Consider the following 24,549-nt stretch of genomic DNA (forward strand, 5'->3'; position numbering starts at 1 on the left):
CAATACCAATAAAAACAATAACGTGAATATTTAACGCCTTCTCTATGGGAAGGCGTAAGGAGTAACAAATGAGTATCTCAATGAATACCAAGCTGAGCTATGGCTTCGGCGCATTTGGCAAGGACTTCGCAATTACCATCGTCTATATGTATTTAATGTTCTACTACACCGATGTGGTAGGCATTTCCGCTGCGGCGGTGGGTACCATCTTCCTCGTGGCACGTATTTGGGATGCGGTCAACGACCCGATAATGGGCTGGATCGTTAACAATACCCGTAGTCGCTGGGGTAAATTCAAGCCTTGGATTTTGATTGGCACACTTGCCAACTCTGTAGTTCTTCTGATGCTGTTCAGTGCACACTATATTGACGGCCCTTGGCTGATTGCTTATGCCGCTGTCACCTACATTTTATGGGGTATGACTTACACCTTAATGGACATCCCGTTCTGGTCTCTAGTACCAACTCTAACCTTAGACAAACGTGAGCGCGAAGAGCTTGTTCCTTATCCTCGATTCTTTGCAAGTCTTGCATGGATAGTCACTGCTGCCATTGCTATGCCGTTTGTGAACTATGTAGGTGGTGATGACAAAGGTTTTGGCTTCCAAATCTTTACGTTACTCTTAATCGCTTGTTTCCTTGTCTCAACTTACATCACTCTTCGTAACGTCAAAGAGCGCTACTCGACCGCTAATTTGGATGAAACACAACAGGAAGAAAAAGTATCGTTAAAACAGCTTCTTAAACTCATCTACAAAAATGATCAGTTAACGAGCGTGCTATGTATGGCACTATCCTACAATCTAGCAACAAACATCATTACAGCGTTCGCGGTTTATTACTTTACCTACGTGGTCGGCAACGAAGCTCTATTCCCTTATTACATGGCTTATGCGGGGATTGCGAACCTCATAACCTTAGTACTGTTCCCGAAATTAGCACAAATGTTCTCACGTCGTGTTCTTTGGGCTTGTGCTTCTAGCTTCCCGATTTTAGGTAGCGCGGTACTTATTTATGTAGGCATGTACGACAAACAGAGCATTCTATTGATTTCAACGGCTGGTGTCCTACTCCAAATCGGTACTGCCTTGTTCTGGGTACTGAATGTCATCATGGTGGCAGACACTGTTGATTACGGTGAGTACAAGCTTGGCTCTCGCTGTGAGAGTATCGCCTACTCAGTGCAGACATTAGTGGTAAAAGCAGGTTCAGCATTCGCCGCATTCTTCATCGGTATCGCGCTCACTGCTGTCGATTACGTGCCAAACGTAGAACAAAGTGCTGACACTGTCTTTGGCATGCAATGCATCATGGTTGGTTTACCTGCGTTCTTCTTTGCAATTGCATTGGTGGTCTATTTCCGCTTCTACAAGTTGAACGGAGCCTATCACCAACAAATTCAAGACCATCTCACAGAGAAATACGATCACATTACCAATGATGGTTGCGAAAAAGGTCAATCGACTAAACCTGCTGAGCCAGCACAAGCTCTATAACCCAATACAATAAAACCCATGCAGAAGTCCGGTCTGCATGGGTTCACTAACAATCGTCAAACATCGGCTAGATCTTCCATTTCCAATAAAGAGAACAGTATGAAACTTAAAGTCCTTGCATCCGCAATCACTTTTGCCCTCACACTATCTGGTGCGGCAATTGCACAACAGAACGACAACCTTATTGTGAACCCAACATTTGAAAACAAAGGGCTAGGCTGGAGCTATTGGTTTGCCAATATCAAAAACGACCAAACTCATGAAGGTGAATACCGAGGCCGTATTGCCCAAGGTCGAAACCACCACATAAGCCAAGAAATCACAATTCCTGAAAGTGGCTATTATGATTTATCTGCGTTTATCATCAGTCCAGGACAAGACGCCACTCTTGCTATTACCAACCTGTACGATGAAATCTTGGTACGAGATAAAGCTAAACAGAGCAAAAAATACAAACGTAACAAGCTCAAGCATATTCCTTTGGAGCAAGGTGAACAATTAAAGGTCTGGTTCTCGGGTTCTAAACGTGGTGGTGTTAGTGTCGACAGTGTTTCTTTGACTAAGAGTGACAAGAACAAAAAGCTGAACTTCAATCAGATCATCCAGTTCTCCGCTCTAGAGCAAGTGGGCGCAACAAACCTTAACAAAAAGTCTAAACAGATTGAGTTTTACGTCCCTTATGGTACCGACTTAACCCGTATCACCATTGATAATATTCTCGTTTCATCCACCAGCAATGTCTCATTAGAAAACGGAGACACGGTTGACTTTACTCAGCCTGTTCGTGCTGTCGTAACCGATCTAAAAGGTAATAAGCAACGCTGGACAATCAAAGCGATCGAAAAAGAGAAACAAGTTGTTGTCACCTCTTCCAACCAAAAGCTCCAAGAGTCGTTCGATTGGGCTATCGATAAAACCCGTCGCTTCGTTATGACTGGCCAGCATGATCTGGTCAACCGTGACGAATTCAACAACGATGGAGATGGCACCGCGGATTACATCCCATCCTATTGGGCGGGGTATTTTGATAGAACAGCCTTCTATTCTCGCGATTTTTTGCATCAGGCGAGCGGAGCAAAGATCGCTGGATTGGATATCGAAAACTTTTCCATGTTTAAGACCTTTGCCAAACACTCAACAGAATCCAGAAAGTGGTACACCTTGTGGGCTGTGAACTTTGATGGCACGCCTCATACTATTGATTACAAAGATGATAGTTGGTTTGTCCGCGAGGTTCCGGCTCAGTTTGAGTTCGTCGAAAAAGCATGGCAGCAGTATCTGTGGACTGGTGATAAGCGCTACATCGAAGATGAGGACCTATGGCGCTTTTACACTAAAGTGCTCACAGACTATATCGAATTACACGACGACCAAGATCCAAACGGAATCGCAGAAGGTTACGGTGGGATTTTTGAGGGGTCAGCAACCTACAACGAGCGCGGCGAGTTTCCAATTGAAGCCGGAGATGGTATTGGCTCACAATACCAAGCAACAGTGGCTTACTCCGCTATGTTAGAAGCTCGTGAAGAGTACAGTGAAGCTGCGCTTTGGCGTGAGAAAGCTCAGCAGCTCAAAACGTACTTTAACGAGGAATGGAGCATCGCCGACCCTGATAAACCACTCGACAACTACGTCAATATCGTTCAAAGAGATGGTTTTAGAATGAATGATTTTGGTAAGGAAAACAGTTGGTTTATGCCAATGAAGCGAATTACCGAACCCGGGGAGCGTAATAATCGTTATCTTGACTTTATCGCCAAAAACTTAGGAGATGGCATCGGTTCGACTCCGGAAGCTCCAAATAATATTGAGGCCTACACTTACATTCCAGAAACCTACTTCCCGTACAATCGTAATGAGGAAGCATGGAAGTGGATGCAATACATCATGGATATCAAAGATGAGCCACATGAACGTCCAACTCAAGGTACCAACGGTGATTACCCTGAAATCTCGTTTACCTTTATCTCCAACACAATCGAAGGCTTGATGGGCATTAAACCTGATGCAGCGAACCACAAAGTGGTCACCGCTTCCCATCTCATTCCAGACATTGGTTGGCTGGAAGTAACACAACTTCCAATGGGAGAACATGAGCTTACTGTCCGACACGATGGTTTAAGTAAGTCCACACTGACTAACGACTCAAATCATAACCTAGATTGGGAGGTGTGGTTCTATGGTAATTATTCAAGTTTAGTTGTCGATGGACAAACCGTTCGCAGTCAGCACAAACAAGTTAATGGTCAGCAAGTCAGCTATGTACTGGTCTCTGTAGCAGCGGGAGACACAAGCACCGTTCACAAGTAGCGCTCTGAACGTTCATTGAACAAGGCTCAAAGAACAAGGCTCCTCGGATTCATGCCGTGGAGCCTTGATGTCATTGCTAGTTGTTACTCAACCCCAATATGCGCGCCAACCCTTCTCCATAAACCGTATCCGCTTGAGAGGCGTTGTATACGTGACGCAACTTAACTGCTTCACTCACTCCCGACATAGCACGTGCCGTATTTGCGAACAGACGCTGTTGCTCATCCTCAGACATTAAGCGGAACAAATCGCCAGCCTGCTGGAATTGGTCAACATTGTTTCGATGATTGTAATGGTCTGCGTCCCCAGAGATTTTCAACGGTGGCTCTGAATAGTCTGGTTGCTCCGCCCATTCTCCGTATTGATTCGGTTCATAACCTATTGTTGCGCCCGAGTTAGCATCCACTCGCATCAACCCATCACGATGAGAGGAGTGCACAGGACAACGCGGTGCATTGACTGGGATTTGATGATGATTCACTCCAAGACGGTAGTTTTGTGCGTCGCGATAAGCAAAGAGTCGACCTTGAAGCATTTTGTCTGGAGAGTAACCAATACCAGGTACAACAGCGGCCGGATTAAAAGCCGACTGTTCAACTTCAGCAAAGAAATTCTCAGGGTTACGGTTTAGCTCGAATTCACCAACTTCTATTAGTGGGTAATCAGCGTGAGTCCATACTTTGGTTAAATCAAACGGGTTAAAGTCCACCGATTCAGCTTCTTCCTCAGACATTACTTGAATGAACAAGGTCCATTTCGGGAAGTCACCACGCTCAATCGCATCGAATAGATCTCTTTGGTGGCTCTCTCTGTCTGCTCCAACGATAACTGCTGCTTGTTCGTCAGTCAGGTTCTTAATACCTTGCTGGGTTTTGAAGTGAAACTTAACCCAAAAGCGCTCATTAACAGAGTTAATCATGCTAAATGTATGTGAGCCAAAACCGTGCATATGGCGATAGCTCGCAGGTATCCCACGATCTCCCATAACGTAAGTGACTTGATGTAGTGCTTCCGGTAGAGAGGTCCAAAAATCCCAGTTGCTCTCGGCGTTATGCATATTCGTTTTCGGATCGCGTTTCACCACTCGGTTTAAATCTGGAAACTTCAGAGGATCGGCGAGGAAAAATACCGGTGTATTGTTACCCACTAAGTCCCAGTTTCCTTGTTCGGTATAAAACTTGAGTGCGAACCCGCGAATATCACGTTCAGCATCGGCAGCACCACGTTCTCCTGCAACGGTAGTAAACCGAGCAAACATCTCGGTTGTTTTACCTACTTCAGAAAACATCGCGGCTCTTGTGAACTTAGTGATGTCCTGAGTCACTTTGAAAGTACCATATGCGCCAGAACCCTTAGCATGCATACGCCTTTCTGGTATTACTTCCCTATTGAAATGGGAGAGTTTTTCCAAATACCAAGTGTCTTGAAGAAGCATTGGACCGCGCTCACCAGCTGTTAGCGCGTGATTATTATGAGCAACAGGGCAACCCGTTGCAGTGGTTAGTTTTTTAGTCATTGCTTATCCTTCCATTACTTCGCGAGTAGGTAACCTCTTACTACCGCTCAAATTAAATACAAGAACAGTAATTACCTTTTATTTAAGACGCCCAAAGTGGACCAAAAGGCGTTATCGACAGGTAGCAAGAGGTTTTATTTGCATTTTGTAGTAGTAAACACAGAGTAGGATACGCTCTATAATGAATAACATAATATCTAAAAAAGCGAATTCTCTTTTTTGCACAGGCGAATAATACAAAGAAGCAAACTAAATAGATGAGTCCATATAATAATTTCCATCACATGGAATAACTTTTTTGAAATTCCCTTGCAAGCTCTCTTATTGAAAACTTGCTTACTAAGTTAAAAAATCACTCATAAAGAGTGATTTTTATCAGCAATTACGACAAAGCTATTTATCGATTATTTTCCAACCAATGCTTAGTCACAATATCAATATCCAAACCTTCCCTACTCACTTTGTAGTCTAGCTCTGCGATAATCTCGTTAGAAAACTTCAAATCATCTAGCTGATTGATTTGTGCTGCTGTAAACCTATCTGCTACGTCTTCAGGAACGAGTAGTACAGCACGGTCAACAATACCGAGCAAACCTTTAGGGTCTTCTATCTCTCGAATGTCGTACTTGAAATGCAGGAACTGCGGTTTCCATAGTGGCACAACGAACCACTCATTGTTGGCGACTCGTTGCTCAAAGGTAGTAAAGCAGTCTTCCTCAGTTCCAGTGTGAAATTCGTACCCAGCTTCACTCAATCCATACTCCTCCATCATTTTAATTGAAAATCTGGTAATGCCGGCTCCAGGATTGATGCCCTGAATATCCTTTTGCATTTTGCCCAGTACATCTTGCTTGAGCAAATCCTTCACTTCCCGAACTGCTTCTTCAGGAACATAACTTGGCACTCCCCAATGCGCATAAGGTTCATAGTGCAAACCCAACTCAATCACGGGACGTTTTTGTTCAACATCCTGTTTGTAGATTCCATGGCTAGAAGGCAGCCAAGCAGAGGTTAGAATATCAACCTCACCAGACTTAAGCTTTGCGAAATTTTCTTGGTGCGGAGAGTAGATTCGATTTACCTCAAATCCCATGTCGGTAAGCACATGAGATATAAGAGAGGCGGTAATTCTATGGAATGATAAATCTGTTACGCCTAAGTTTATTTTTTTATTCATTATTTCACCGTATAAATTTATTTATGTTAAAAGTCCTGACTTGTTAGCGAATATTTTCTTTCAATAACATTCAATACACGCCGATTAAATCCCTATTAAAATGGAATTTGAAGAGATGGAAGATTAGTAATCAATTATGGTTTGTTCGGTTGGTAGCTTTTTCTTATATTCGAAAAACTGTGCCATTAGGTTGCTTAGAACCATTAAAGCCATCACTGATATTTGAACTTGACTAAATGAATCTCCCATTATTGTCGCTCCGAGAACCATCGCTAATATAGGATTGAAGGTTCCAAAAAAACTCAATTCATTAGTAGATATCATCGGAATTGTATAAATGTAAGCACCATACGCCAAAGAAGTGAGTCCTATCGTCAACCAGAACATCGCGGCCCACTGCTCACTACCAACCGGGATGGCTGCGACAAATGACCTACCGCTCCATACCATTTCCCAATATGCCATGGGGATCAACAGCAAGCCTCCAAAAATCAGTTTCCATGTGAGTAACTTCCACCAATGGATCTTTTTCATGACGTGCTTTGCTACTACGCTACCGCCTATCAGTGCCGTCATCGCACCAATAAGTAGCACCACCGCACTCACATTGACAGGAACGGTACTCGAAAAGAACAAATACGTTGCACAGGCAACAAGAATTAAGGCTGATAGCAATTGAATCAGAGACGGTTTTACTTGATGGAAGATACCCATTATAGCCAAACCAATCACAGGTAATGCGACCATTCCAACGCCCACCAAAGTGCTAGGAAGTTGCATAGCTGCAGCAAAGAGCAAACCAAAGAACAAAGCGATATTGAGAAACCCTATCAGTAACAATGCAGGCAGTTCTGACGCCTTTGGTAATGTTGGTTTAAGTAACAGCAGTATTATGCCCGCTGGTAATGCTCGCCACACCGCCAGCGCAAATGGTGACCAACCGACAAATTCAGAAGCCACTACGGCATAAGTGGTCCCCCACAACAGCGGAGCCAACATGGCTAGAAAGATTTTCATACTACGACTCTCATTTATGTTTAATTAAACATACTTTACATAAACAAAAATAGATAGTAAAGTGCCTTCAGTCATCAAATGGGGTATGCGGGGTTAACGTGTGCCGTGTTATCAATCAGGTTCGAATGAGCCATATAAGGTCAGTAAGAGTTAGGAGTTACTATGAAAGCACTATCCATATTCAAAAAAGGCGCGAGCGTCGGGGTCACTAAGACTATTTTTTTGGCAATTGAAGTAGTCTCACTACTTGTGCTGGTTTTCCATGTAATCAGTTCGATCAGCAAAATTATGTATTACGGCGTAAAACTCAGCATTGCAAGACACCAATACCGTCAGTCCCATATGGGTAATCAACTCAAATAGTATGAATAGACAAGATTATGAATCTCCGCTGAGATTATTTTTAGATAAGACGAAGGCCCCATTTCATATCAGAAGCTTGACACATGAAATGGTGGCCTTAAATCAGGCAAGACAGTTTTTTAAGTCATGAAAGTGCATATACTTATAAGAGCCATCGCAGATACCCGTTGCGTGGTATCCAGTCTAAGGTGCTACCTAGATTCAGGCTCCCATCTTACTCATCAATACCATTAGTGTTTCTATCTCACTTGGCTCTAGGGATGAAAACTGACTGGACATTTGCTCGAAGAACTTTGGATACATTTGACGGACTAACTCCACGCCGTCTTCAGTGAGAGATATTTTTACGCTGCGCTTATCAATCGTATCATGTCTTCTCTGAACCAAACCTTTCGCTTCCAGGCGATCAATTCGATTTGATAACGCGCCCGACGAAGGAAGCAAGGTCTGCTCTTTCAGTTCTTTCGCTGTCACTTCATAAACGTCACCCGCTCGATAAAGTGTTGCGATGACATCGAATTCAGACGTATTTAATCCATATTGCTTGCAAAACTCACAACGAACATGAGTAAACTGATTCGAAGCTAAAACAAATTGTGTCACTAACCTAACGGACGATTCAGATAGACCAGCGTCCGCACTCATCCACTGACTTACGATAGATTCTTCTTTTTCTCTATTAATCAAACGATTAACCTCGGTTAATATTGACGATGGTTATAGAGCATTACCCTAGCATATTTCGCCGTTTTTCGCTTTAACATCCGCTAGTCCACCAGCATTCCATTGACGATAAAATACCTAGAGTCCGCCAAACATCATTAATCACAAAACCGACACCTTGGTGTCGGTTTACTCAATAGAAAGGTTATTCAGAACGAGCGCTAGCTGGTTTTGGCGTTCCAACTTTTGTCAGTACCATCTGCCACACGCTCAGTTCTCGACAACGAAATGCACCAGCACAACTCAATAGATAGTACTTCCACATACGGTAAAACCTCTCATTGTAGTTGAGGTCACCTTGCTGCCAAGCCTTGTCAAAATTACGATACCATGCACAAAGCGTATGATCATAATCCTCTCCAATATTATGCAGGTCTTCCATATTGAACTCTGGCTCCATCGCCGTCGCTAACTGAGCTAAAGAAGGAATTTCACCATTAGGGAAAATGTATTTATGGATCCACGGATCATTGGTTTCTGTCGATTCAAACGTACCAATAGAGTGAAGTAAAAAGACCCCATCTTGATTCAAAAAGTTATCTGCACATGTGAAAAAGTCTCGATAATTCGATGAACCAACGTGCTCTAACATACCCACAGAAACAACGCGATCGTATTTCGTTTCCGGTTCATAGAGTCGGTAATCTCGAAGAATGAAATTAACGGGAAGTTGTTTTTCCTCCACCATCTGAGTACCTAGCTTTGCTTGTTCTTCAGATAACGTTAAACCATCACAAACTACACCGTATTTTTCGGCGGCATAGATCATCAAACTCCCCCAACCACAACCGATGTCCAAAAACCGCATACCTGGTTTTAAGCCTAGTTTTCTACAAATTAGATCCAACTTGGCCTCTTGAGCGTCATCTAGGTTATCTGCATTTTTCCAATATCCACAGGTATACGTCATACGTTTATCGAGCATAGCGCGGTATAAGTCGTTACCGATATCGTAATGAAATGAGACGTTGTGCTTGGAAATTGTCGTGCCTTGAGGGTTAAAAAACTTTTTGATTTTGTCTTTACCAATTTTGGCACCAAGTATCATTTTGGTCCTTAAATCTAAGTGCTTGTCGAGCTCAAACGCTAAGATCCTGTTTACCAATTCTGCGATGTCCTTACATTCCCACATCTTTTCCATATAGGATTCGCCCAAACCAAGCGAACCATCGGCTAATATTCGATCAAACATGGCAACATCATTGACCTGAATATCCCATGGTCTAGAGCCATTAATCTTGATGTCCGCGGAACTCAACATACTTTCGAAAATTGCGTATTCATTACCCTTCATGTGTTAACTCCAAAAGAATCACCTTGAAGCTTCACATTATTCCCAATATATATTTACGTAAACATAATTTATTTAAACATTTATCACTTCAGAAGAGTGTTTTTTTTGGCGACAGTTGGAGTGTTGTGACTAAGACGCTCAACACAGCTCGGATCAACGTGAGTGGAATGCCCTACCGCTACCCATACTCTTAACCGTTCTGCTGCCAAACAAAGAGATTTGATTAGATTGTTCAGTATTTACGAATAATGATTTCATTTTTTGGGTAATTCTAAAAACTAAAATGAATAAATATACTCTCACCATCACTTGAGAGACGAGCCACCTTACAACTCAGCGTGACTCATCCCAAACCGTTTTAGAGGAGAAAAACCATGAACAAAGAGAAGATGCCATTTCAAGTCTGGATACTAACACTCGCCGCCTTCGCTATCGGCACTGCAGAATTCATTATCGCAGGTATTTTGCCGCAAGTTGCCACATCGCTGTCGATTACTGAGGGTCAGGCAGGTTATTTAATCAGTGCATACGCACTTGCCATTGTGATTGGAGGACCAATCTTAACCATTTATCTCGCACGCTTTAATAAGAAAATGGTTCTTATCGGATTAATGGCATTATTTATAGTCGGTAACCTCATGTCAGCCTTTTCACCAAGTTATGACATCTTGTTCATCAGTCGCATTATTAGTGGCTTAGTACAAGGGCCTTTCTATGGTATTGGTGCCGTTGTAGCGACAAACCTCGTGTCTGAGAAAATGGCTGGTCGCGCTGTAGGACAAATGTTTGCAGGCCTAACTCTAGCGAATGTACTAGGCGTTCCCGGTGGTACTTGGATCGGTGTTGAATTCGGCTGGCACACGACATTTATTGTGGTCGCTGCATTCGGTGTCGTAGCTCTATTTGCCATTCTTGCCGCTATCCATTCAACAGGTCACGGCGAAGCGAAAAATGTTAAAGCACAACTTGCTGCGTTCAAAAATCCAAAGCTTCTTATTAGCCTAGCGATTACCGCTGTAGTTTGGACTGGCTTCATGACACTTTACGGTTACATTGCTCCTATCGCTATGCATGTTGCTGGTTACGGTGAAAGTGCTGTGACATGGATTCTGGTCATTGTAGGTCTTGGCTTAATCATTGGTAATACGCTTGGTGGTCACTCATCAGACAAAGATTTAAACAAATCTTCTCTATTTTGGGCCATTGCAATGATTGCTTCTCTAGTACTTGTCGGTGTGTTTACCGACAACAAAATCCTATTCGTCGCCGCATCATTTATTTTCGGCATCGCATCATTCGCTAACGTTCCATCTATGCAATTGCGTGTAATGAACAATGGTGGTGACGGACAAGAGCTGGCAGCAACAGCAAATATCTCAGCGTTTAATGTTGCTAATGCGTTCGGTGGTTTCCTTGGAGGTATGGTTCTTGATGGTCAGCTTGGTGCAGAAATGATTCCTTACGTGGGTGTTATCGTTCCAATCATCGGCGTGTTATTGATTCTTAAAGCGAACCGCAACGAGAAACAAGCACAACCAGTAGAAGCGTAATAGGCCTTTCTCCCCCTTGCCTTACCAACCTTGCCGTGGCGTGTTAATGCGCCACGGCATACGCATTAGCAGTCCGACAAGCTCGGTACCATTCTGAAAAAGCCAAATTCGATATTCAGCAAAGTCAACATCGCCTTTATTGGCTTTGCTTTGAGGAGAAAAAGATGAACACTTTTGATAAGACATTACGACTACTCACCCTCATTGCCGCCACTTTCACGGTAATACTCTCTGTCAAAGCCGTTGTGGACAACGGACTAGGTAGTTGGGTCTCTACCTCCACAGGCCTATTTATTGCCGTTCTTATCGCGTCCTTACTTAAAACCTATAACAAAGGACAGGTTAACTTTTTTGGTTTGATAGGTGCTTTGTTTGCACAGCTCACTTTAGGAAGAATATTTTCAACCATTCACCTTGAATCAATCGATATTTCAACATTGTCGTCACTTGATCCTCTGATGGTGGCAGAGACAGGCCCAGGTATCTCAAGCATTGAGCTAACCAGCACCCTGTTGTTCGTCTTATTGGCCCTACAACTTATCGCCCTTCCTTGGAGAACCAGACTGTCGCTAACTCAATCGACATTTGGAAAACCAGACCACTACGCGTGGGGCATGACATTAGTAAGAATATATGTAGGACTTATGTTTATTGCCCATTTCACTGGTCACTTGTTAGTCGGAGGTAATCCATTTGCCGTATTTACCGATTACTTTGGCAGCATTGGCCTCCCCTTCCCTCAGGCCTTTGTCATTCTTGCAGGAATCATAGAGATATCCTTGGCGATTATGCTGTCCTTTGGCCTGTTCACACGCCTCGCAGGGTTTGGTTCGGCAGTCTATTTATTTGTATCTGTAGGCTTGGGCGGCCACTATTCAGTGGGGTATGTATGGGTACTACCCACGGGTGGCTGGGAATTCCCTGCAATGTGGATCTTCGTATCTGGGATATTCATGTTAGCAGGCGGAGGGAAATTGTCTGTTGATTACTTGCTTAGAAAAAAACTAGCTCGCCACCCACTTAAACTATTAATAGCGTGATTTCACTATTGATTGGCAATCAATATCATAGCATCACAGTAGAACAAACCATTTTAAAAAGGCCTAGTGATAAATCACTAGGCCTTGTGCGGAGTAACTGAACTTAGAACTTACAAAGTGATTCTAGGTAATCCATATTAAGCTCAATCCCTAGCCCAGGTGCATCGCTTACAGCAATTGAACCATCAATAATCGGCGGCTCATTTAGCGTGAGTTTTTGTGTGAGTTCACCATACCAAAATTCAGGGTGCAGGTACTCGATATAATGTTCTGTTTTCATCACCGCACCAAAGTGTCGAGCGACAGCCGAGGTAATGCCAGTCTTCCAGTTGTGCGGCATCAGCAATGCATTGTGATACTCACAAAGCTCTTCGATGCGCAATAACTCTGTAATACCGCCGCAGCGATTGTAATCAGATTGCACGACCGAAATATCTGTTTTTTGCAACCATTCTTGAGCCTCAAATCGAGTGGTCGACATTTCCGCCCCACAAAGACGAGTGGACAGGCATCCTGCTAATTTTTTGTGGCCGATAAGATCGTCATGTTGCAGAGCAGCTTCGACAAAGTACAAATCAATATCTTTTAACTGTTCAAACACCCAACGCGCTGACTGCCAATCGTGCCAACGATACAAACAGTCAACCATCATATCTATATCGTAGCTGAGCAGATTCCTAAGCTCTCGCAAGTACCACACCACTTGCTTATCTGTCGCTGGACAGCTAGGCATAATGCAGACCTTAACCGCTTTCGCACCGACCGCTTTTGCTTTTTCGAACAATACCGCATAGGCATCGATAATATCTTGCAACGTGGCATCTGCTGAAACACTCGGGTACAGAGTAAAGTAAGGTGTCACTTTATCTCTGTTTTTACCACCCATTAACTGGTATGCAGGAACCCCTAATTGTTTCCCCGCTAAATCGTACAGCGCCATGTCGATACCAGAGATTGCAAACATGCCAAATCCGCGCATCCCTACCCAACGAGTAGAGTCATACATGTTTTCCCAAATAGAACGAAACGCCATTGGTTCACGTCCAATTACTGCTTCTTTGAGGTTAGATAGCCATTTATGCTCCGTCTCTATCTCAGAGAATGCTTTCATGACTTCCGGAGAACCGTCGGCCTCTCCAATACCATAAACCCCATTTTCATCGGTCACTTTGACAATAACCGTGTTCTCACTCCAGTTTGTTGCCTCAACATTGACAGGGATGAATTCGACAGCTGTGATTTTTGCGACAGACATAGTTACACCTCGACTCGTTTCAGTTCTGTTGCTTGCTCTTTGGTTTCACTGCTCAACGGCATTGTTTGGCCAAATAGTTCCGGGTGGTCACGTTTAATCCACTTCATTAGACACACAGCCAATACAAAGTAGAGCACGATCATTGGTAGACCCACGACAACACACATGGACTTAATGGTGTCGATACTGCCGCCCATAAAGAACGCCGCCATAGAAACCGCACCGATACCGATGGCCCAAATCATACGCACTGACACATCAGGGTCGGCATCGTGATCCAGTTCTTTCGTCGTCATCATCGATACAGCCATCGCGGCAGATGTCATCGTTGTAGACATTAGGAAGAACTCAACAATGAGGAACGTAACTAGAATGATGGCGCCGAAAGGCAGAGACTTAATGGTCTGAATAATGGCGCTAGAGACACCGGATTCCGACATCCACTGTAAGACGGGTAATGCTCCTGAGATTTCGTTGTAAACCGAATAACTACCGAAGATTGCAATAAAGAACGAACAACCTGCAGAACCAAAAGTAATGGTCGTTAATACTAATTGTCTGATAGTACGGCCTTTAGAGATTCGTGCTAAGAATACCCCCATCATGACCAAGTACGCGAAGTACCATGCCCAGTAGTACATAGTCCAAGCTTGTGGGAAGCCAGACTTTTGTACTGGGTCAGTCCAAAAACTCATACGAATATAGTTGTTGAACATCACACCAATACTGTCAAAAAAGTATGCGAAGATGAACGCTGTTGGACCCGAGATAAGGATGATCAAACCCAGTAAAAATGCAGCGTATACACAAGCATTAGCCAGCTTAGATACCCCTTTTTTCATCCCAGCAAACATGACCAGTGCGTAAAAAGCGATGAAAAGAACAATAATACCAACTTGAAGCGTTAGGCCATTCTCAATACCCGTTAAGTTCTCAACCCCTGAACCAATGAGGTCTACAGCAAGCCCCATAGAAGTCGAAAATGCTCCTAAAGTACCAAAAATCGCAACGATATCGATGATATAACCGACCAGGCCGTTAGCATGCTTCTCGCCGATCACCGTTTTAACCAACTGGCTTAGTCGTAAATTACGGTGTTTCATCTTATGCAGATAGTAAGCAAATGGCACCGCTGGCAAACAGAAGATTGCCCAACCTGTCGGTCCCCAGTGGAACAAGGTATAAGTAATAAGCCACTGAGCCGCTTCTGGCGTGCCTTTCTCCGCAAACATCGGTGGACTTTGCATATAGTACATAGGTTCGCCGACCGCCCAAAATATAAGAGCAGCCCCAACACCCGCAGAGAAAATCATAAACGCGTAACTGGCGTAGGTAAACTCAGGTCTATCTTCATCCGTACCTAGCTTAATGTTGCCAAAACGACTGAACGCCAGATAGAGCAAAAAGACCAAGCAAGAAAAGCCCGATAACTGAATGAACCAACCGATATCGTTGGTTACCCACTTCATACCCGCGTTCGCAAACGCGCCGGATTGCTCAGGGAACAGAACGGCTGCCCCCAGCACCAAAAAGGTAAAACTGATGGCAGGCCAGAACAGTTTGTTGTCTAAGTTATTGAGATTCATAATTAATCCTTGTTGTTATAGTGTGCTGCCATGCTCAACCATAGTCCGACGAATAGCTTGAACATCAAGCTTACGAATCGGTGTTGACTCATTAATTGCTTTCACCACCGCAACTCCGGCAGCATGTCCCATTTCAAAACACTGCGCAGTCACTCGAGCGGATGCTAACGCTTCATGTTCAGCACTTAAGCATCGTCCAGCAACAATGATGTTTTCGCCAATGAGCGGCACCAATGTGCGGAATGGAATGTCATAGTAATCATTCAACAGCCAATGTAGTTTTGGCTTGTCGCCTGAATGAAGTTCGATTGGCCATGGTGTGCGGCAGATACCGTCTTCGCGTTTGCGGCAATTCACCACATCTTCGTTTGTTAATGTCTCAACACCAACAACAGAGCGAGTTTGACGAATCCCCACTTCCACGCCGGTATCAACGACAAACGCGTTCTCACACCCTGGAACAAATTCTTTTAGGAAACGAGCATATTCACGCACTTGACGACGACCGAAGATTTCAGCTTCCGTAAAGTCCAACGGATCGATAACGTTAAGCATGCGACCATCTTGCCCCGCTAAACGCGTCGCGTTAACCATGAGTTCATTAGGTCGGGTCGTTGGGAAAATCCAAATCTTATGACGCGGAAGTTCATAGTCTCCGCTCTCATTCGCGGCAAGAATATTTTCCGTTACTTTCGGAGGACAGATCGTATCGTGACCGTAGTATTCAAGATACTTATCCATATCTACGCCACCGATACGGAAGAACATAGTAGGATTTTGAATTCGACCGTTATCACCAAAGTAATAATCCAGTCCAGCTCTTGCAATAAGAGCGGCATCACCAGATGCATCAACAATCATCTTGCTTAGGATAACGCTTTGCCCAGCGTTGGACTCAATGACTACCCCTTTGAAGCAATCGCCATCCATGATGACGCCTGTTACCGCCGTGTGGAACAATGTGGTAACGCCGGCTTGCTCCAACAGATCATCCGCCGCTTCACGCCAAACCAGTGGATCATGAGTTACAGTGAAAGTCTTGCCGTAACGTTGAGGTTCCGTCACGCCACCTCTTTGCTCCAACGCTTGACGAAAACGTTCAGTAAATCCAAAAACGACTTGTTCTGGTTGTGCGTCCAAATCTTCTGACGCCATGTACATACCACAAATTGTGCCAGATAGACCAGCAACCGCAGCACCACCACAAAAGCCATACTTCTCGATCAACCATGTATTCTTACCAAGCGTCGCAGCCGTTTGCGCCGCGGCTACCCCTGCAGCCCCGCCACCAACAACTAAGACATCAACCTCTGCCAATACTGGCAAGTCTGGCTGTGTTTCATAACGACGGATAATGCTCCAAGATTTCATTGCTACCTCACTAATAGATTACTGATGTTCATCTGATATATCAGTTGTGTATTTTTAATATATTCCTATTTGTGATTCTGGTACAATGGCAAAACTTCTTATCGTGAGATTGCTCACTAAAAGATTGATCAAGACAATAGGACTAGGAATGACCGCAAATTCAGTCAATAAGACAGAGGTTGCATACAGCAAACTCGAAAAAATGATCATCTTCCGAGAGTTAGAACCAGGGAGTATGGTGAGTGAAAAACAGCTGGCAGAAGAGCTGGAATTAGGGCGGACGCCGGTGAGGGAGGCCCTGCAGAGGCTAGCGTATGAGTGTATGGTTGAGATCCACCCTCGTCGCGGGATCCAGATCCCACCGATATCGGTGGAGAGCCAACTAAAGATTCTAGAAGTTAGACGTGACATCGAAGCTTTGTGCGTGAACTACGCAGCATCACGCGCCTCTGTAGAAGAAAAGCAGCAAATGCTGTTGCTTTCAGAGCAACTGGAAGTCTGCGCGCAAAACAAAGATGACTTGTTATACGCATCTTTGCTAAAAGATATTCACACTGTTTTGGTGAAAGCGGCATGTAATGAATATTTACAGTTGGCAATGGCACCACTGCAGGGACTGTCTAGACGTTTTTGGTTTGCTTATAAAAACAAAGACTCAGACTTACTTGAAGCATCATCACTTCACGCTTGTGTTCTGCGAGCAGTAAGCCATACAGACTCTGAAGAAGCCGTTGCCGCTTCACATAGATTGAACGACTACCTGACGGATGTTGTTTATCGGAGTATTCGTCCAAGAAAATGATACCCAAATGGGCAATCCTCATTGCCCGCTTTCAATCACATATAGCTACTTCATTGAAGGCTTTTCGATCTGATTGAGAACATCCGACACACTGAGAATACTTGCGTTAAAGATGAAAAACTGAGTTACAGCAGAATCACAAGCGCTTGATGTTGAAATGATAGCTGGTTGGCCTTTGAAACCGATACGGGATAGCTTATGGCAAAGTTTCTCTGGCGCTTTATCGAATACTACATTAAGAAAGGGCAATAATTCCTGACTGACTAATCCTTGTTCATTGAACACTTCCATTGCCTGACTAAGGTGATCCGTATCCGTGAATTCGATAATTTCTTCAATTTGTTCCAATTGCATGTACTACTCAATTCCATTTTTATCAGATGCTTAGCTCGAACGCCGAGTCTACACTATCTGATCGGTAGATAACATGTATTGGATCAAATTGAGTCTTTCGGGGACTTTCGATACTGTCGATCATAATCACTTTATGCTCAGGCGATATAAAGAAAGTGGGCTGTCGCTATTAGTTTGATGTAAGCCGATGTATTGAAATCCCAGCTTTTCGAGTAATCGTATACTAGGTGAATTTTGTGGCAGTGATACCGCGTCAATCACTGGAAGTTGGAAAGCATCAATGGCAAAAGTCAGTAATTCGCTACAAGCCTCATGCGCATACCCTTTGCCTTGATAGCTGGGCAAGAACGCGTAGCCGAAATCTGGGTAACCCAGGTCGGGTTTCTTTAAGAAACCACAGATTCCGATTGGTGTTGAACATGATTTGAGGCGCACAACATAATACCCAAAGCCCAATTCTTGATAGGCTCTGATGAAACCGTTGGTTAGATACTCTTGAGCTTGATCTGACGTACGAACATTGCGATCACCTATGTTTTTGAGCCACCCTTCACTGTTCATCAGCTCAACAAAGAAGCCTGCGTCATTACTGGTAATGTGATCAAGTTGAATTCGAGCTGTATCAAGCAGTGTTTCAAAAGTCATGGTATCTCTAATAAACTCATTCAATAGTAGGAAGTCTCGTCGGTAAGTCGCCACTGATTCGATAACCTCAGCATCTACTTCGTTAAGTCAAAGCAACCACCAACCCAATCAGTACTAGCGTAACCCCAATACCTCGAGTATACAGCCATTTCTCATTGAGAAACCAGATGCCCATCAGGAGCCCAAAGACGATACTCACCTGACGCATAGCAACCACATAACTAACGTTATCGACCATAGTCATTGCATACAGCACAATGCCATAGGTCAGTCCCATCATAATCCCAGCGATAGACGAACGATAGCGATGCTGCCAAGTTAGCGCTAACTCACTGCGTTTATTAGTCGCTAATAACCAAGCTACCAAAACAAACGCAATCGCAGCAAACTGCACACCTAGGTAGAAAATAGCTACTTGAACTTTGGTTAGTCCGCTAGTTTCAAGCTGTAGCCATGTTAGTGCCTGCTTGTCGATGATGGAGTAAATAGTTGTGCCGATTGCGGCAATACATGACCAGAACACACCTAAATTTAAATAAGAGCCAAGTCTTAAGTCTTTGATGTGTCGCATTGGGATCAACAAACAACCTAATGTTAAGACCACAAACCCTATCCACGCATTGGGGGACAACGATTGGCCTATGAATACAGTCCCAATCCCAACCATCAGAACTGGTAAGGCTCGCGCGATAGGATAAATCACACCAATGTCACCGGCATCATAAGCCTTGATTAAACCAATTAGGTAGATAGCCTGCCCGATTCCACTTAGCGTGACCAGAAGCCAAAAGTAACCGTCAAGACTGTCAAAACCAATCACCGAAATGCACCAGATTATATACGGCGATAGTAAAATAAGTGGAGCAATAGACGCGCCTAAAGTAAACGAATACCCAGAGCCAGTATTCGATTTTCCAAGAATATTCCACCCCGCGTGGAGCAGTGCAGAAAAAATAACAAGAAGAGCGGCGTAGAGAGTCAAAGTGGGCACCAACAAACATGAAAGTCACCCCTCTCGAGACGTCAAGAGGGGTGAGCAGAAGGATATCAATCGAGCTGAGCAATAGATTCTATATTGATGGCATCGTGTCGCCAGTACTCAATATCGCAATCAATCAACTCACCGTGTTGGTTGTAGTTGATGCGCTCAACCATCATAGCCGGAGTGCCAGACGTCGCACGTAATGCTTGCGCGATGTCACCTAGAAGCGAAGTAGTGCTGACTCGGTATTTCACCTTACTGTAGGTCACGCCATACTCGTCGCGATAGATATCCGTCAAAGAGGAGTTTTCCATATCAAACTCTAACAAGTTCGCAAATGGTTCCGTCCGAATAAAGTTTGTCACGAACACGACTGGGCGATCTTCTAAATAACGAACGCGGTCTACTCGATAAATATCGGAGAACGGCGGCAAATGTAAAAGCTCTGCTGCTTGCTTGGTGGCTAACATCGCTTTGGCTGACAACAGCTCGGTTTTTGGCGTTCGATTTTGACTTTTCGCCATATTGGTAAAGTTCAATGTTTGAGTAGGATCATAACGCAGTGGTTCTGGTGAGATAAACCAGCCACGCCTATCTTCGCGATAAATACGACCTTCCGACTCAAGTAGTGACAACGCTTCACGCAGCGTTACACGAGTCGTGTCAAAAGACTCTGCTAACTTTCTTTCTGCTGGCAATTTTTGTCTTGGTGTAAGCATTCCTGAGTCTATTTGCTCAACGATAGCGTCTTTAATTTTTACGTATTGCACACCGCATCCTTAATTCAATCATTGTTATTAGCGCTTGCGCCACGCTTGAGTTCGACCTTTAAACAACTTTCCAACAAACATATGGGTGAGTTTTGCCACCGCTGCCGATAGCATGATCATCACAGCCATTGCCGCAGCACTGCCCGTCTGCCCGGCATCGTCCATATTCAGCACCGCTACTGATGCCGGAATGGTGTTGGTTGAATACAAGAATACTACTGCCGATGTGGTTGTTAAAGCATTGATAAATAAATATATCGCTATATCTAATACCGCTGGTAAACAGCAAGGCAGCGAAACTTTGAAAAACAGCTTATATTGTGGGAGTTTAACCGAAGCAGCGGTGGCTTCAATCTCTGCCGGTAACTGCTTCAGAGCTGTCAAAGCTGTCATGTGTCCAACCGTGTAATAATGGACAATGGTATTAATCACCAGAAACGCCATCGTACCGTACATCACACCCAACGGGTTGTTGGCATCGTTAAAATAGAAGATATATCCCAAGCCGAGTACGAGTCCAGGTACCGCCATGGGAATCACACTCATCATTTGCATCGCTTGACGAACGGGAGCAAAGGCACGACCTTTTTCAATACAGTAAGCACCGACAAAGATAACTACAGAACCTATAATCGCCGTCCACGCCGCCAGTTTCAGTGAATTAAAGTACGGACTCCACCCATAGGTGCTCATCTCAGCAAAGTTATAGTTATTTAGCGTCAGCGCCTTGTTCCAAGGCCAAAACGTCACGAGCGAGCCATAAACCGCCATACCAAGTACCGCTAGAACCGCGAGGGAAATAACCAGGCAATAAACGAAGCACACCGAATCTCGCAGTTTATTAGGGGATGGTTGATAAGGCACAGAACGGCTGTCCAACATGCTCTTTTGCTTTTTTTGTACCCAGCGATCAACCGCAAAGGCCAATACCGCAGGAAGCAGAAGTAAGATACTGGTAACCGCCCCCATGGAGAAGTTTTGCTGCCCCACAACTTGCTTAAATATATCCGTAGCCAGAACGTTGTAACTGCCACCAATGACCTTAGGCACACCAAAGTCACACACGACCAGCGTAAAAACGACGATTAACGTACTGATCAAACCGTACTTTGCAGCAGGTAACGTCACCATAAAGAAGGTCTTGAACGGAGAGGTTTTAAGAGCTCGAGCCGCTTCGTAAAGCCTAGCATCTGAGGTGCGTAAAGAGGTGTTGAGAATCATCAAGGCGTGAGGGAATGTCCAAAATATCAAGCCTAGAGAAATGCCAACTAAGCCATAGACTGAATGCCCATGCAGCAACTCTTTTGCGACGCCCTGATTACCAAACAGAAAAATCAAACTGATAGCAGGCAGCAGAGAAGGCGCTAATATTGGAGCCGTGCCCATCAGTTGAAACACGCCTTTAAAGGGCATGCAAGAGCGCGTTAATGCGAACGCATACCCAAACGCCAAAAAGCCCACTACAACGGTCACAATCAGACCAAGGGTAAAGGTATTGCTTAGTGAATACCATAAACTGTCAGTAGCAAAATAGGTGGCAAAGTTTTGTAGACCAACAAACTCACCGTCGCTGTTTTGGACACTCTTTTTCATCATGGCCCAAAGAGGCATCAAGATAAACAGTGTCATCGCCACAAAAAGGAACGTCAGAAGACCAAACAAGACAATATTGTCTTTGCTCATTGTTGAGCTCGCTTTTTGCGTTGCCAACTGTGCAATTCGTTGTTTCATAGACCCGCCTGTCGTCAAGGTTGAAGATGCTTGCATGTCTGTCCCTTAAGCCGCCGACTCTAAGGTTGCACTTAGCGATGGATAGCCCAGCAAACCACTTTCAGAAAACGCAACATAGCGAATATCATTACGGCGCAGATTAAGTTCATTCGCCTGTTTCACGGGTACGTCCACATATAGAGCGTTGGCCATTGGTGCATGTTGCATTGCCACTTCGACGCGATAGTAAGACCCTTGAAATTCCTTGGATAACACTCTGACAGGAATAGCGTTCGAAGCGTGCTCGACAAAGTGGAGACTCTCCGGTCGCACGGCTAAATCAAATATATCGCCATGCTTTAGAGTCATATTGTCTAACGCAGGCAAACGCAGCATCGACTCAGCCACGCGCATAGTGTTAGCAGATGGCACCGATGCTTCGATAAAATTCATACTGCCAACAAAATCAGCGACAAATCGAGTCGCAGGTTGCTCATACACCTCTTGTGGCGTTCCAACCTGCTCAATCACACCGTGGTTCATCACCACAATGCGGTCAGCCATAGATAGCGCCTCTTCTTGGTCATGAGTCACCATAATGGTGGTGATACCAAGTTTGCGTTGCATCTGACAAATTTCATCTCGCAGGTGAGTACGCACTTTCGCATCCAATGCAGAGAGCGGCTCATCCAGAAGCAGCAGACCCGGAGACAACGCCAATGCACGAGCCAGAGCCACACGCTGTTGTTGACCACCTGATAGTTGGTTAGGAAACTTCTCTCCCGAGGTTGGCAAGCCGATCATTTCTAACCAGTGCTCTACTTTTTCAAGCGCCTCTTTGTTCGACATCCCTTGGTTCTTAAGACCGATAGCAATGTTCTCTTGTACCGTCAGATTTGGAAACAACGCGTATGACTGGAACACAATGCCAAAATCACGCTTCTCTGGTGGTAAAAACGTAATCGCCTCATCTGCTTGATGGATTTCTCCTGAGGTTGGAAGATCCAAACCCGCAATAGCGCGGAGCAACGTCGTTTTACCGCAGCCAGAAGGGCCGAGGAAACAGACGAACTCGCCTTTATTAATGGACAAGGAAATGTGCTTTAATGCCGTGAACTGACCAAATTGCTTCACCACATTGTTGATTTCTAGATAAGGTTTGGATACTGACATCGTTTACTCTCCAAATGGTATATACCAAATTTAAATCTGGTATATTTCATTGGGATGACAGTTTTGTAGCAGGTTGATTGCAGTTTAATGATTGGCTTTTCTGGTGTGATTGGAGAGCAGAAATGACAAGAGGAAGATCAATAACAATCTCCCTCAATAGCTTATAATCTACCAATTCCCAGTTATTTTATTTCTTTAAAATTAGGATTTAGGCTCTGACTTTCCATCAAACTTTTTCGACCATGTTTTTAAAATCTCAGCACGATCGGCACCCATTTTCGCAAAATCCATCTCAGCCATCGCACCTTCAACTTCAGGGTAGTTCGAGACCACTGCTTTCACGTCTTTATGAGCAACCACTGGGTAGGATTCAACGTAGAGTTCGTTCGCCGCTTTTGACACTGACCAGTCAACAACACGCTTCGCCGCCTCAGACTCTTTCACCAAACCCACAGCCTCTGATTCCCAACCAATGCCTTCAGGTGTGATAACCGCGAGAGGCGCGCCTTGATTCTTGAGCTTCGCACCACGCACAGCCATCGAAATACCGATTGCCACCTCACCCATCGCAGCTTGAACACAAGGCTTTGAACCAGAATGCGTGTAATGTGCCATGTTGTTATCGAGTTTTTTCATGTAATCCCATGCTTGGTCCTCACCCATGTTTTGTAGCCAAGCTGAGACTTGCATATAACCTGTTCCTGATGAAGCAGGATTAGGCATGGCAATATGACCTTTGTACTCTGGTTTGGTTAAATCTTCCCATGATTGTGGCTTAGGTAGGTTGAGTTGCTTTGCCACCGCTTCGTTAAAACACACAGCATTGAAAAATGCATCATTGCCAAACCAAGCTTGATTAGATTGTGGGTCATTCAAACTGGCATTCAGCTCATCTGCACCTTTTGGAGTATAAGGCTTAAGAATCCCCTCTTCTTTAAGCAATGCCATAGAAGAGCCTGCTAATCCCCACACAACTTCGGCATGCGGATTGTTTTTTTCAGCAAGAAGTTTGGCCGTCATGATGCCCGTTGAATCTCGAACCCATTTGATTTTTACATCAGGATTTTCTTTCTCAAACGCATTCTTATATTTCGCCAGAATGTCAGTTTCGAAAGCGGTATACACCGTGACTTCTGTTGCTGCTAGTGCATTTGTCGCTAGTAGAGAAACCAGTGTCGCTAGTGTTCCCTTCATCAAACGGTTTTTCATCATTCTCTCCAGTTAGATTTGGTCTGTACCAGTTTGTGCGTTAAACGTTAAGTTCCGATTATGACGATTAAATGAACGAATAATGGCAGTTTGAAGAAACTTTGATTGGCAAGAAGAGCGAGTGTGAAAGTTTTATGAAACCTTAAGTTGTGCCGTTTACTTCCCCTAATTATCGCTGTTAGATTAACCAAAACAAATTGGTATAG

Annotated in this window: 22 protein-coding genes; 6 read left to right on the forward strand and 16 right to left on the reverse strand. The window is 44.3% G+C overall.

Translation table 11 applies throughout. The annotated features are described in order from the left end of the window. The first annotated feature begins 68 nt into the window (after positions 1–68). On the forward strand, positions 69–1,496 hold the full coding sequence (gene melB, locus OH456_RS01690) for a melibiose:sodium transporter MelB (protein WP_006069259.1): 1,428 nt from the start codon (positions 69–71) through the stop codon (positions 1,494–1,496). A 99-nt stretch (positions 1,497–1,595) separates the two neighbouring features. After that, positions 1,596–3,806, forward strand: coding sequence for a hypothetical protein (locus OH456_RS01695; protein ID WP_270032669.1), 2,211 nt, complete (start codon positions 1,596–1,598; stop codon positions 3,804–3,806). A gap of 76 nt (positions 3,807–3,882) precedes the next feature. On the opposite strand, the gene OH456_RS01700 is transcribed toward OH456_RS01695, so the two are convergent. The 3 genes from OH456_RS01700 to OH456_RS01710 all read right to left on the reverse strand — a co-directional run bounded on the left by OH456_RS01700 (position 3,883) and on the right by OH456_RS01710 (position 7,516). Continuing rightward, positions 3,883–5,322: a catalase gene (locus OH456_RS01700; protein WP_270032670.1), complete on the reverse strand. Its 1,440-nt coding sequence runs from the start codon at positions 5,320–5,322 to the stop codon at positions 3,883–3,885. A gap of 397 nt (positions 5,323–5,719) precedes the next feature. Beyond that, positions 5,720–6,499 carry a glycine betaine ABC transporter substrate-binding protein gene (locus OH456_RS01705; RefSeq protein ID WP_252039537.1) on the reverse strand — a complete coding sequence of 260 codons (780 nt, stop codon included), beginning with the start codon at positions 6,497–6,499 and terminating at the stop codon, positions 5,720–5,722. Between the two features lie 123 nt (positions 6,500–6,622). Then, positions 6,623–7,516 (reverse strand): DMT family transporter, encoded by an 894-nt coding sequence (locus tag OH456_RS01710; protein ID WP_268666275.1) that lies wholly within the window; start codon positions 7,514–7,516, stop codon positions 6,623–6,625. A 162-nt stretch (positions 7,517–7,678) separates the two neighbouring features. Here OH456_RS01710 and OH456_RS01715 point away from each other — a divergent pair, with 162 nt between their 5' ends. Next, positions 7,679–7,879: a hypothetical protein gene (locus OH456_RS01715; RefSeq protein WP_006069264.1), complete on the forward strand. Its 201-nt coding sequence runs from the start codon at positions 7,679–7,681 to the stop codon at positions 7,877–7,879. A 201-nt stretch (positions 7,880–8,080) separates the two neighbouring features. Here OH456_RS01715 and OH456_RS01720 read toward each other — a convergent pair whose 3' ends face one another. After that, positions 8,081–8,566 (reverse strand): MarR family winged helix-turn-helix transcriptional regulator, encoded by a 486-nt coding sequence (locus OH456_RS01720; RefSeq protein WP_231892903.1) that lies wholly within the window; start codon positions 8,564–8,566, stop codon positions 8,081–8,083. A gap of 181 nt (positions 8,567–8,747) precedes the next feature. Beyond that, on the reverse strand, positions 8,748–9,896 hold the full coding sequence (gene cfa / locus OH456_RS01725) for a cyclopropane fatty acyl phospholipid synthase (RefSeq protein ID WP_270032671.1): 1,149 nt from the start codon (positions 9,894–9,896) through the stop codon (positions 8,748–8,750). A 374-nt stretch (positions 9,897–10,270) separates the two neighbouring features. Between cfa and OH456_RS01730 the strand changes: the two genes are divergently transcribed. Further along, positions 10,271–11,446: an MFS transporter gene (locus OH456_RS01730; protein ID WP_006069267.1), complete on the forward strand. Its 1,176-nt coding sequence runs from the start codon at positions 10,271–10,273 to the stop codon at positions 11,444–11,446. A 21-nt stretch (positions 11,447–11,467) separates the two neighbouring features. Here OH456_RS01730 and OH456_RS01735 read toward each other — a convergent pair whose 3' ends face one another. Next, positions 11,468–11,632, reverse strand: a complete 165-nt coding sequence (locus OH456_RS01735) for a hypothetical protein (RefSeq protein ID WP_156750258.1) — start codon at positions 11,630–11,632, stop codon at positions 11,468–11,470. Here OH456_RS01735 and OH456_RS01740 point away from each other — a divergent pair. After that, positions 11,611–12,486, forward strand: a complete 876-nt coding sequence (locus OH456_RS01740; protein ID WP_270032672.1) for a DoxX family protein — start codon at positions 11,611–11,613, stop codon at positions 12,484–12,486. The genes OH456_RS01735 and OH456_RS01740 overlap by 22 nt on opposite strands. A gap of 103 nt (positions 12,487–12,589) precedes the next feature. On the opposite strand, the gene OH456_RS01745 is transcribed toward OH456_RS01740, so the two are convergent. The 3 genes from OH456_RS01745 to OH456_RS01755 are packed head-to-tail and all read right to left on the reverse strand — an operon-like array spanning position 12,590 to position 16,698. Beyond that, positions 12,590–13,741, reverse strand: coding sequence for a mandelate racemase/muconate lactonizing enzyme family protein (locus OH456_RS01745; RefSeq protein WP_270032673.1), 1,152 nt, complete (start codon positions 13,739–13,741; stop codon positions 12,590–12,592). A 2-nt stretch (positions 13,742–13,743) separates the two neighbouring features. After that, positions 13,744–15,327, reverse strand: a complete 1,584-nt coding sequence (locus tag OH456_RS01750) for a BCCT family transporter (protein WP_270032674.1) — start codon at positions 15,325–15,327, stop codon at positions 13,744–13,746. Between the two features lie 15 nt (positions 15,328–15,342). Next, entirely contained in the window at positions 15,343–16,698 is a 1,356-nt protein-coding gene (locus tag OH456_RS01755; RefSeq protein ID WP_270032675.1) for an FAD-dependent oxidoreductase, read from the reverse strand. A 148-nt stretch (positions 16,699–16,846) separates the two neighbouring features. Here OH456_RS01755 and OH456_RS01760 point away from each other — a divergent pair, with 148 nt between their 5' ends. Then, positions 16,847–17,500 carry a GntR family transcriptional regulator gene (locus tag OH456_RS01760; RefSeq protein WP_270032676.1) on the forward strand — a complete coding sequence of 218 codons (654 nt, stop codon included), beginning with the start codon at positions 16,847–16,849 and terminating at the stop codon, positions 17,498–17,500. A gap of 45 nt (positions 17,501–17,545) precedes the next feature. On the opposite strand, the gene OH456_RS01765 is transcribed toward OH456_RS01760, so the two are convergent. From OH456_RS01765 to OH456_RS01795, 7 genes are all read right to left on the reverse strand, one after another. Next, a complete protein-coding gene (locus OH456_RS01765) occupies positions 17,546–17,854 on the reverse strand; it encodes a hypothetical protein (protein WP_031493168.1) in 309 nt (102 codons plus the stop codon). Positions 17,855–17,980: 126 nt separating this feature from the next. Then, entirely contained in the window at positions 17,981–18,499 is a 519-nt protein-coding gene (locus tag OH456_RS01770) for a GNAT family N-acetyltransferase (protein ID WP_270032677.1), read from the reverse strand. A gap of 82 nt (positions 18,500–18,581) precedes the next feature. After that, positions 18,582–19,481 (reverse strand): multidrug transporter, encoded by a 900-nt coding sequence (locus tag OH456_RS01775; protein ID WP_038226179.1) that lies wholly within the window; start codon positions 19,479–19,481, stop codon positions 18,582–18,584. A 65-nt stretch (positions 19,482–19,546) separates the two neighbouring features. Then, positions 19,547–20,251, reverse strand: a complete 705-nt coding sequence (gene phnR, locus OH456_RS01780) for a phosphonate utilization transcriptional regulator PhnR (RefSeq protein WP_006069272.1) — start codon at positions 20,249–20,251, stop codon at positions 19,547–19,549. Between the two features lie 27 nt (positions 20,252–20,278). Next, on the reverse strand, positions 20,279–21,982 hold the full coding sequence (locus tag OH456_RS01785; protein ID WP_270032782.1) for a putative 2-aminoethylphosphonate ABC transporter permease subunit: 1,704 nt from the start codon (positions 21,980–21,982) through the stop codon (positions 20,279–20,281). Positions 21,983–22,027: 45 nt separating this feature from the next. Beyond that, complete coding sequence (locus tag OH456_RS01790; protein WP_006069274.1) at positions 22,028–23,134, reverse strand: putative 2-aminoethylphosphonate ABC transporter ATP-binding protein; 1,107 nt, start codon at positions 23,132–23,134, stop codon at positions 22,028–22,030. 201 nt (positions 23,135–23,335) lie between these two features. Next, complete coding sequence (locus tag OH456_RS01795) at positions 23,336–24,346, reverse strand: putative 2-aminoethylphosphonate ABC transporter substrate-binding protein (protein WP_107306009.1); 1,011 nt, start codon at positions 24,344–24,346, stop codon at positions 23,336–23,338. Between the last annotated feature and the right edge of the window lie 203 nt (positions 24,347–24,549).

The organism is Vibrio sp. La 4.2.2 (assembly GCF_027586995.1).
Taxonomy (GTDB): domain Bacteria; phylum Pseudomonadota; class Gammaproteobacteria; order Enterobacterales; family Vibrionaceae; genus Vibrio; species Vibrio mediterranei.

Excerpts from the sequence above, each read along its gene's own strand:
- OH456_RS01750 (WP_270032674.1), bottom strand. The coding sequence starts at position 15,327 with ATGAATCTCAATAACTTAGACAACAAACTGTTCTGGCCTGCCATCAGT.
- OH456_RS01710 (WP_268666275.1), bottom strand. The coding sequence starts at position 7,516 with ATGAAAATCTTTCTAGCCATGTTGGCTCCGCTGTTGTGGGGGACCACT.
- OH456_RS01790 (WP_006069274.1), bottom strand. The coding sequence starts at position 23,134 with ATGTCAGTATCCAAACCTTATCTAGAAATCAACAATGTGGTGAAGCAA.
- OH456_RS01770 (WP_270032677.1), bottom strand. The coding sequence starts at position 18,499 with ATGACTTTTGAAACACTGCTTGATACAGCTCGAATTCAACTTGATCAC.
- OH456_RS01755 (WP_270032675.1), bottom strand. The coding sequence starts at position 16,698 with ATGAAATCTTGGAGCATTATCCGTCGTTATGAAACACAGCCAGACTTG.
- OH456_RS01735 (WP_156750258.1), bottom strand. The coding sequence starts at position 11,632 with ATGTCTTATCAAAAGTGTTCATCTTTTTCTCCTCAAAGCAAAGCCAAT.
- OH456_RS01705 (WP_252039537.1), bottom strand. The coding sequence starts at position 6,499 with ATGAATAAAAAAATAAACTTAGGCGTAACAGATTTATCATTCCATAGA.
- OH456_RS01740 (WP_270032672.1), top strand. The coding sequence starts at position 11,611 with ATGAACACTTTTGATAAGACATTACGACTACTCACCCTCATTGCCGCC.
- OH456_RS01715 (WP_006069264.1), top strand. The coding sequence starts at position 7,679 with ATGAAAGCACTATCCATATTCAAAAAAGGCGCGAGCGTCGGGGTCACT.
- OH456_RS01765 (WP_031493168.1), bottom strand. The coding sequence starts at position 17,854 with ATGCAATTGGAACAAATTGAAGAAATTATCGAATTCACGGATACGGAT.
- OH456_RS01700 (WP_270032670.1), bottom strand. The coding sequence starts at position 5,322 with ATGACTAAAAAACTAACCACTGCAACGGGTTGCCCTGTTGCTCATAAT.
- OH456_RS01745 (WP_270032673.1), bottom strand. The coding sequence starts at position 13,741 with ATGTCTGTCGCAAAAATCACAGCTGTCGAATTCATCCCTGTCAATGTT.
- melB (WP_006069259.1), top strand. The coding sequence starts at position 69 with ATGAGTATCTCAATGAATACCAAGCTGAGCTATGGCTTCGGCGCATTT.
- OH456_RS01730 (WP_006069267.1), top strand. The coding sequence starts at position 10,271 with ATGAACAAAGAGAAGATGCCATTTCAAGTCTGGATACTAACACTCGCC.
- OH456_RS01795 (WP_107306009.1), bottom strand. The coding sequence starts at position 24,346 with ATGATGAAAAACCGTTTGATGAAGGGAACACTAGCGACACTGGTTTCT.
- OH456_RS01695 (WP_270032669.1), top strand. The coding sequence starts at position 1,596 with ATGAAACTTAAAGTCCTTGCATCCGCAATCACTTTTGCCCTCACACTA.
- cfa (WP_270032671.1), bottom strand. The coding sequence starts at position 9,896 with ATGAAGGGTAATGAATACGCAATTTTCGAAAGTATGTTGAGTTCCGCG.
- OH456_RS01785 (WP_270032782.1), bottom strand. The coding sequence starts at position 21,982 with ATGAAACAACGAATTGCACAGTTGGCAACGCAAAAAGCGAGCTCAACA.
- OH456_RS01760 (WP_270032676.1), top strand. The coding sequence starts at position 16,847 with ATGACCGCAAATTCAGTCAATAAGACAGAGGTTGCATACAGCAAACTC.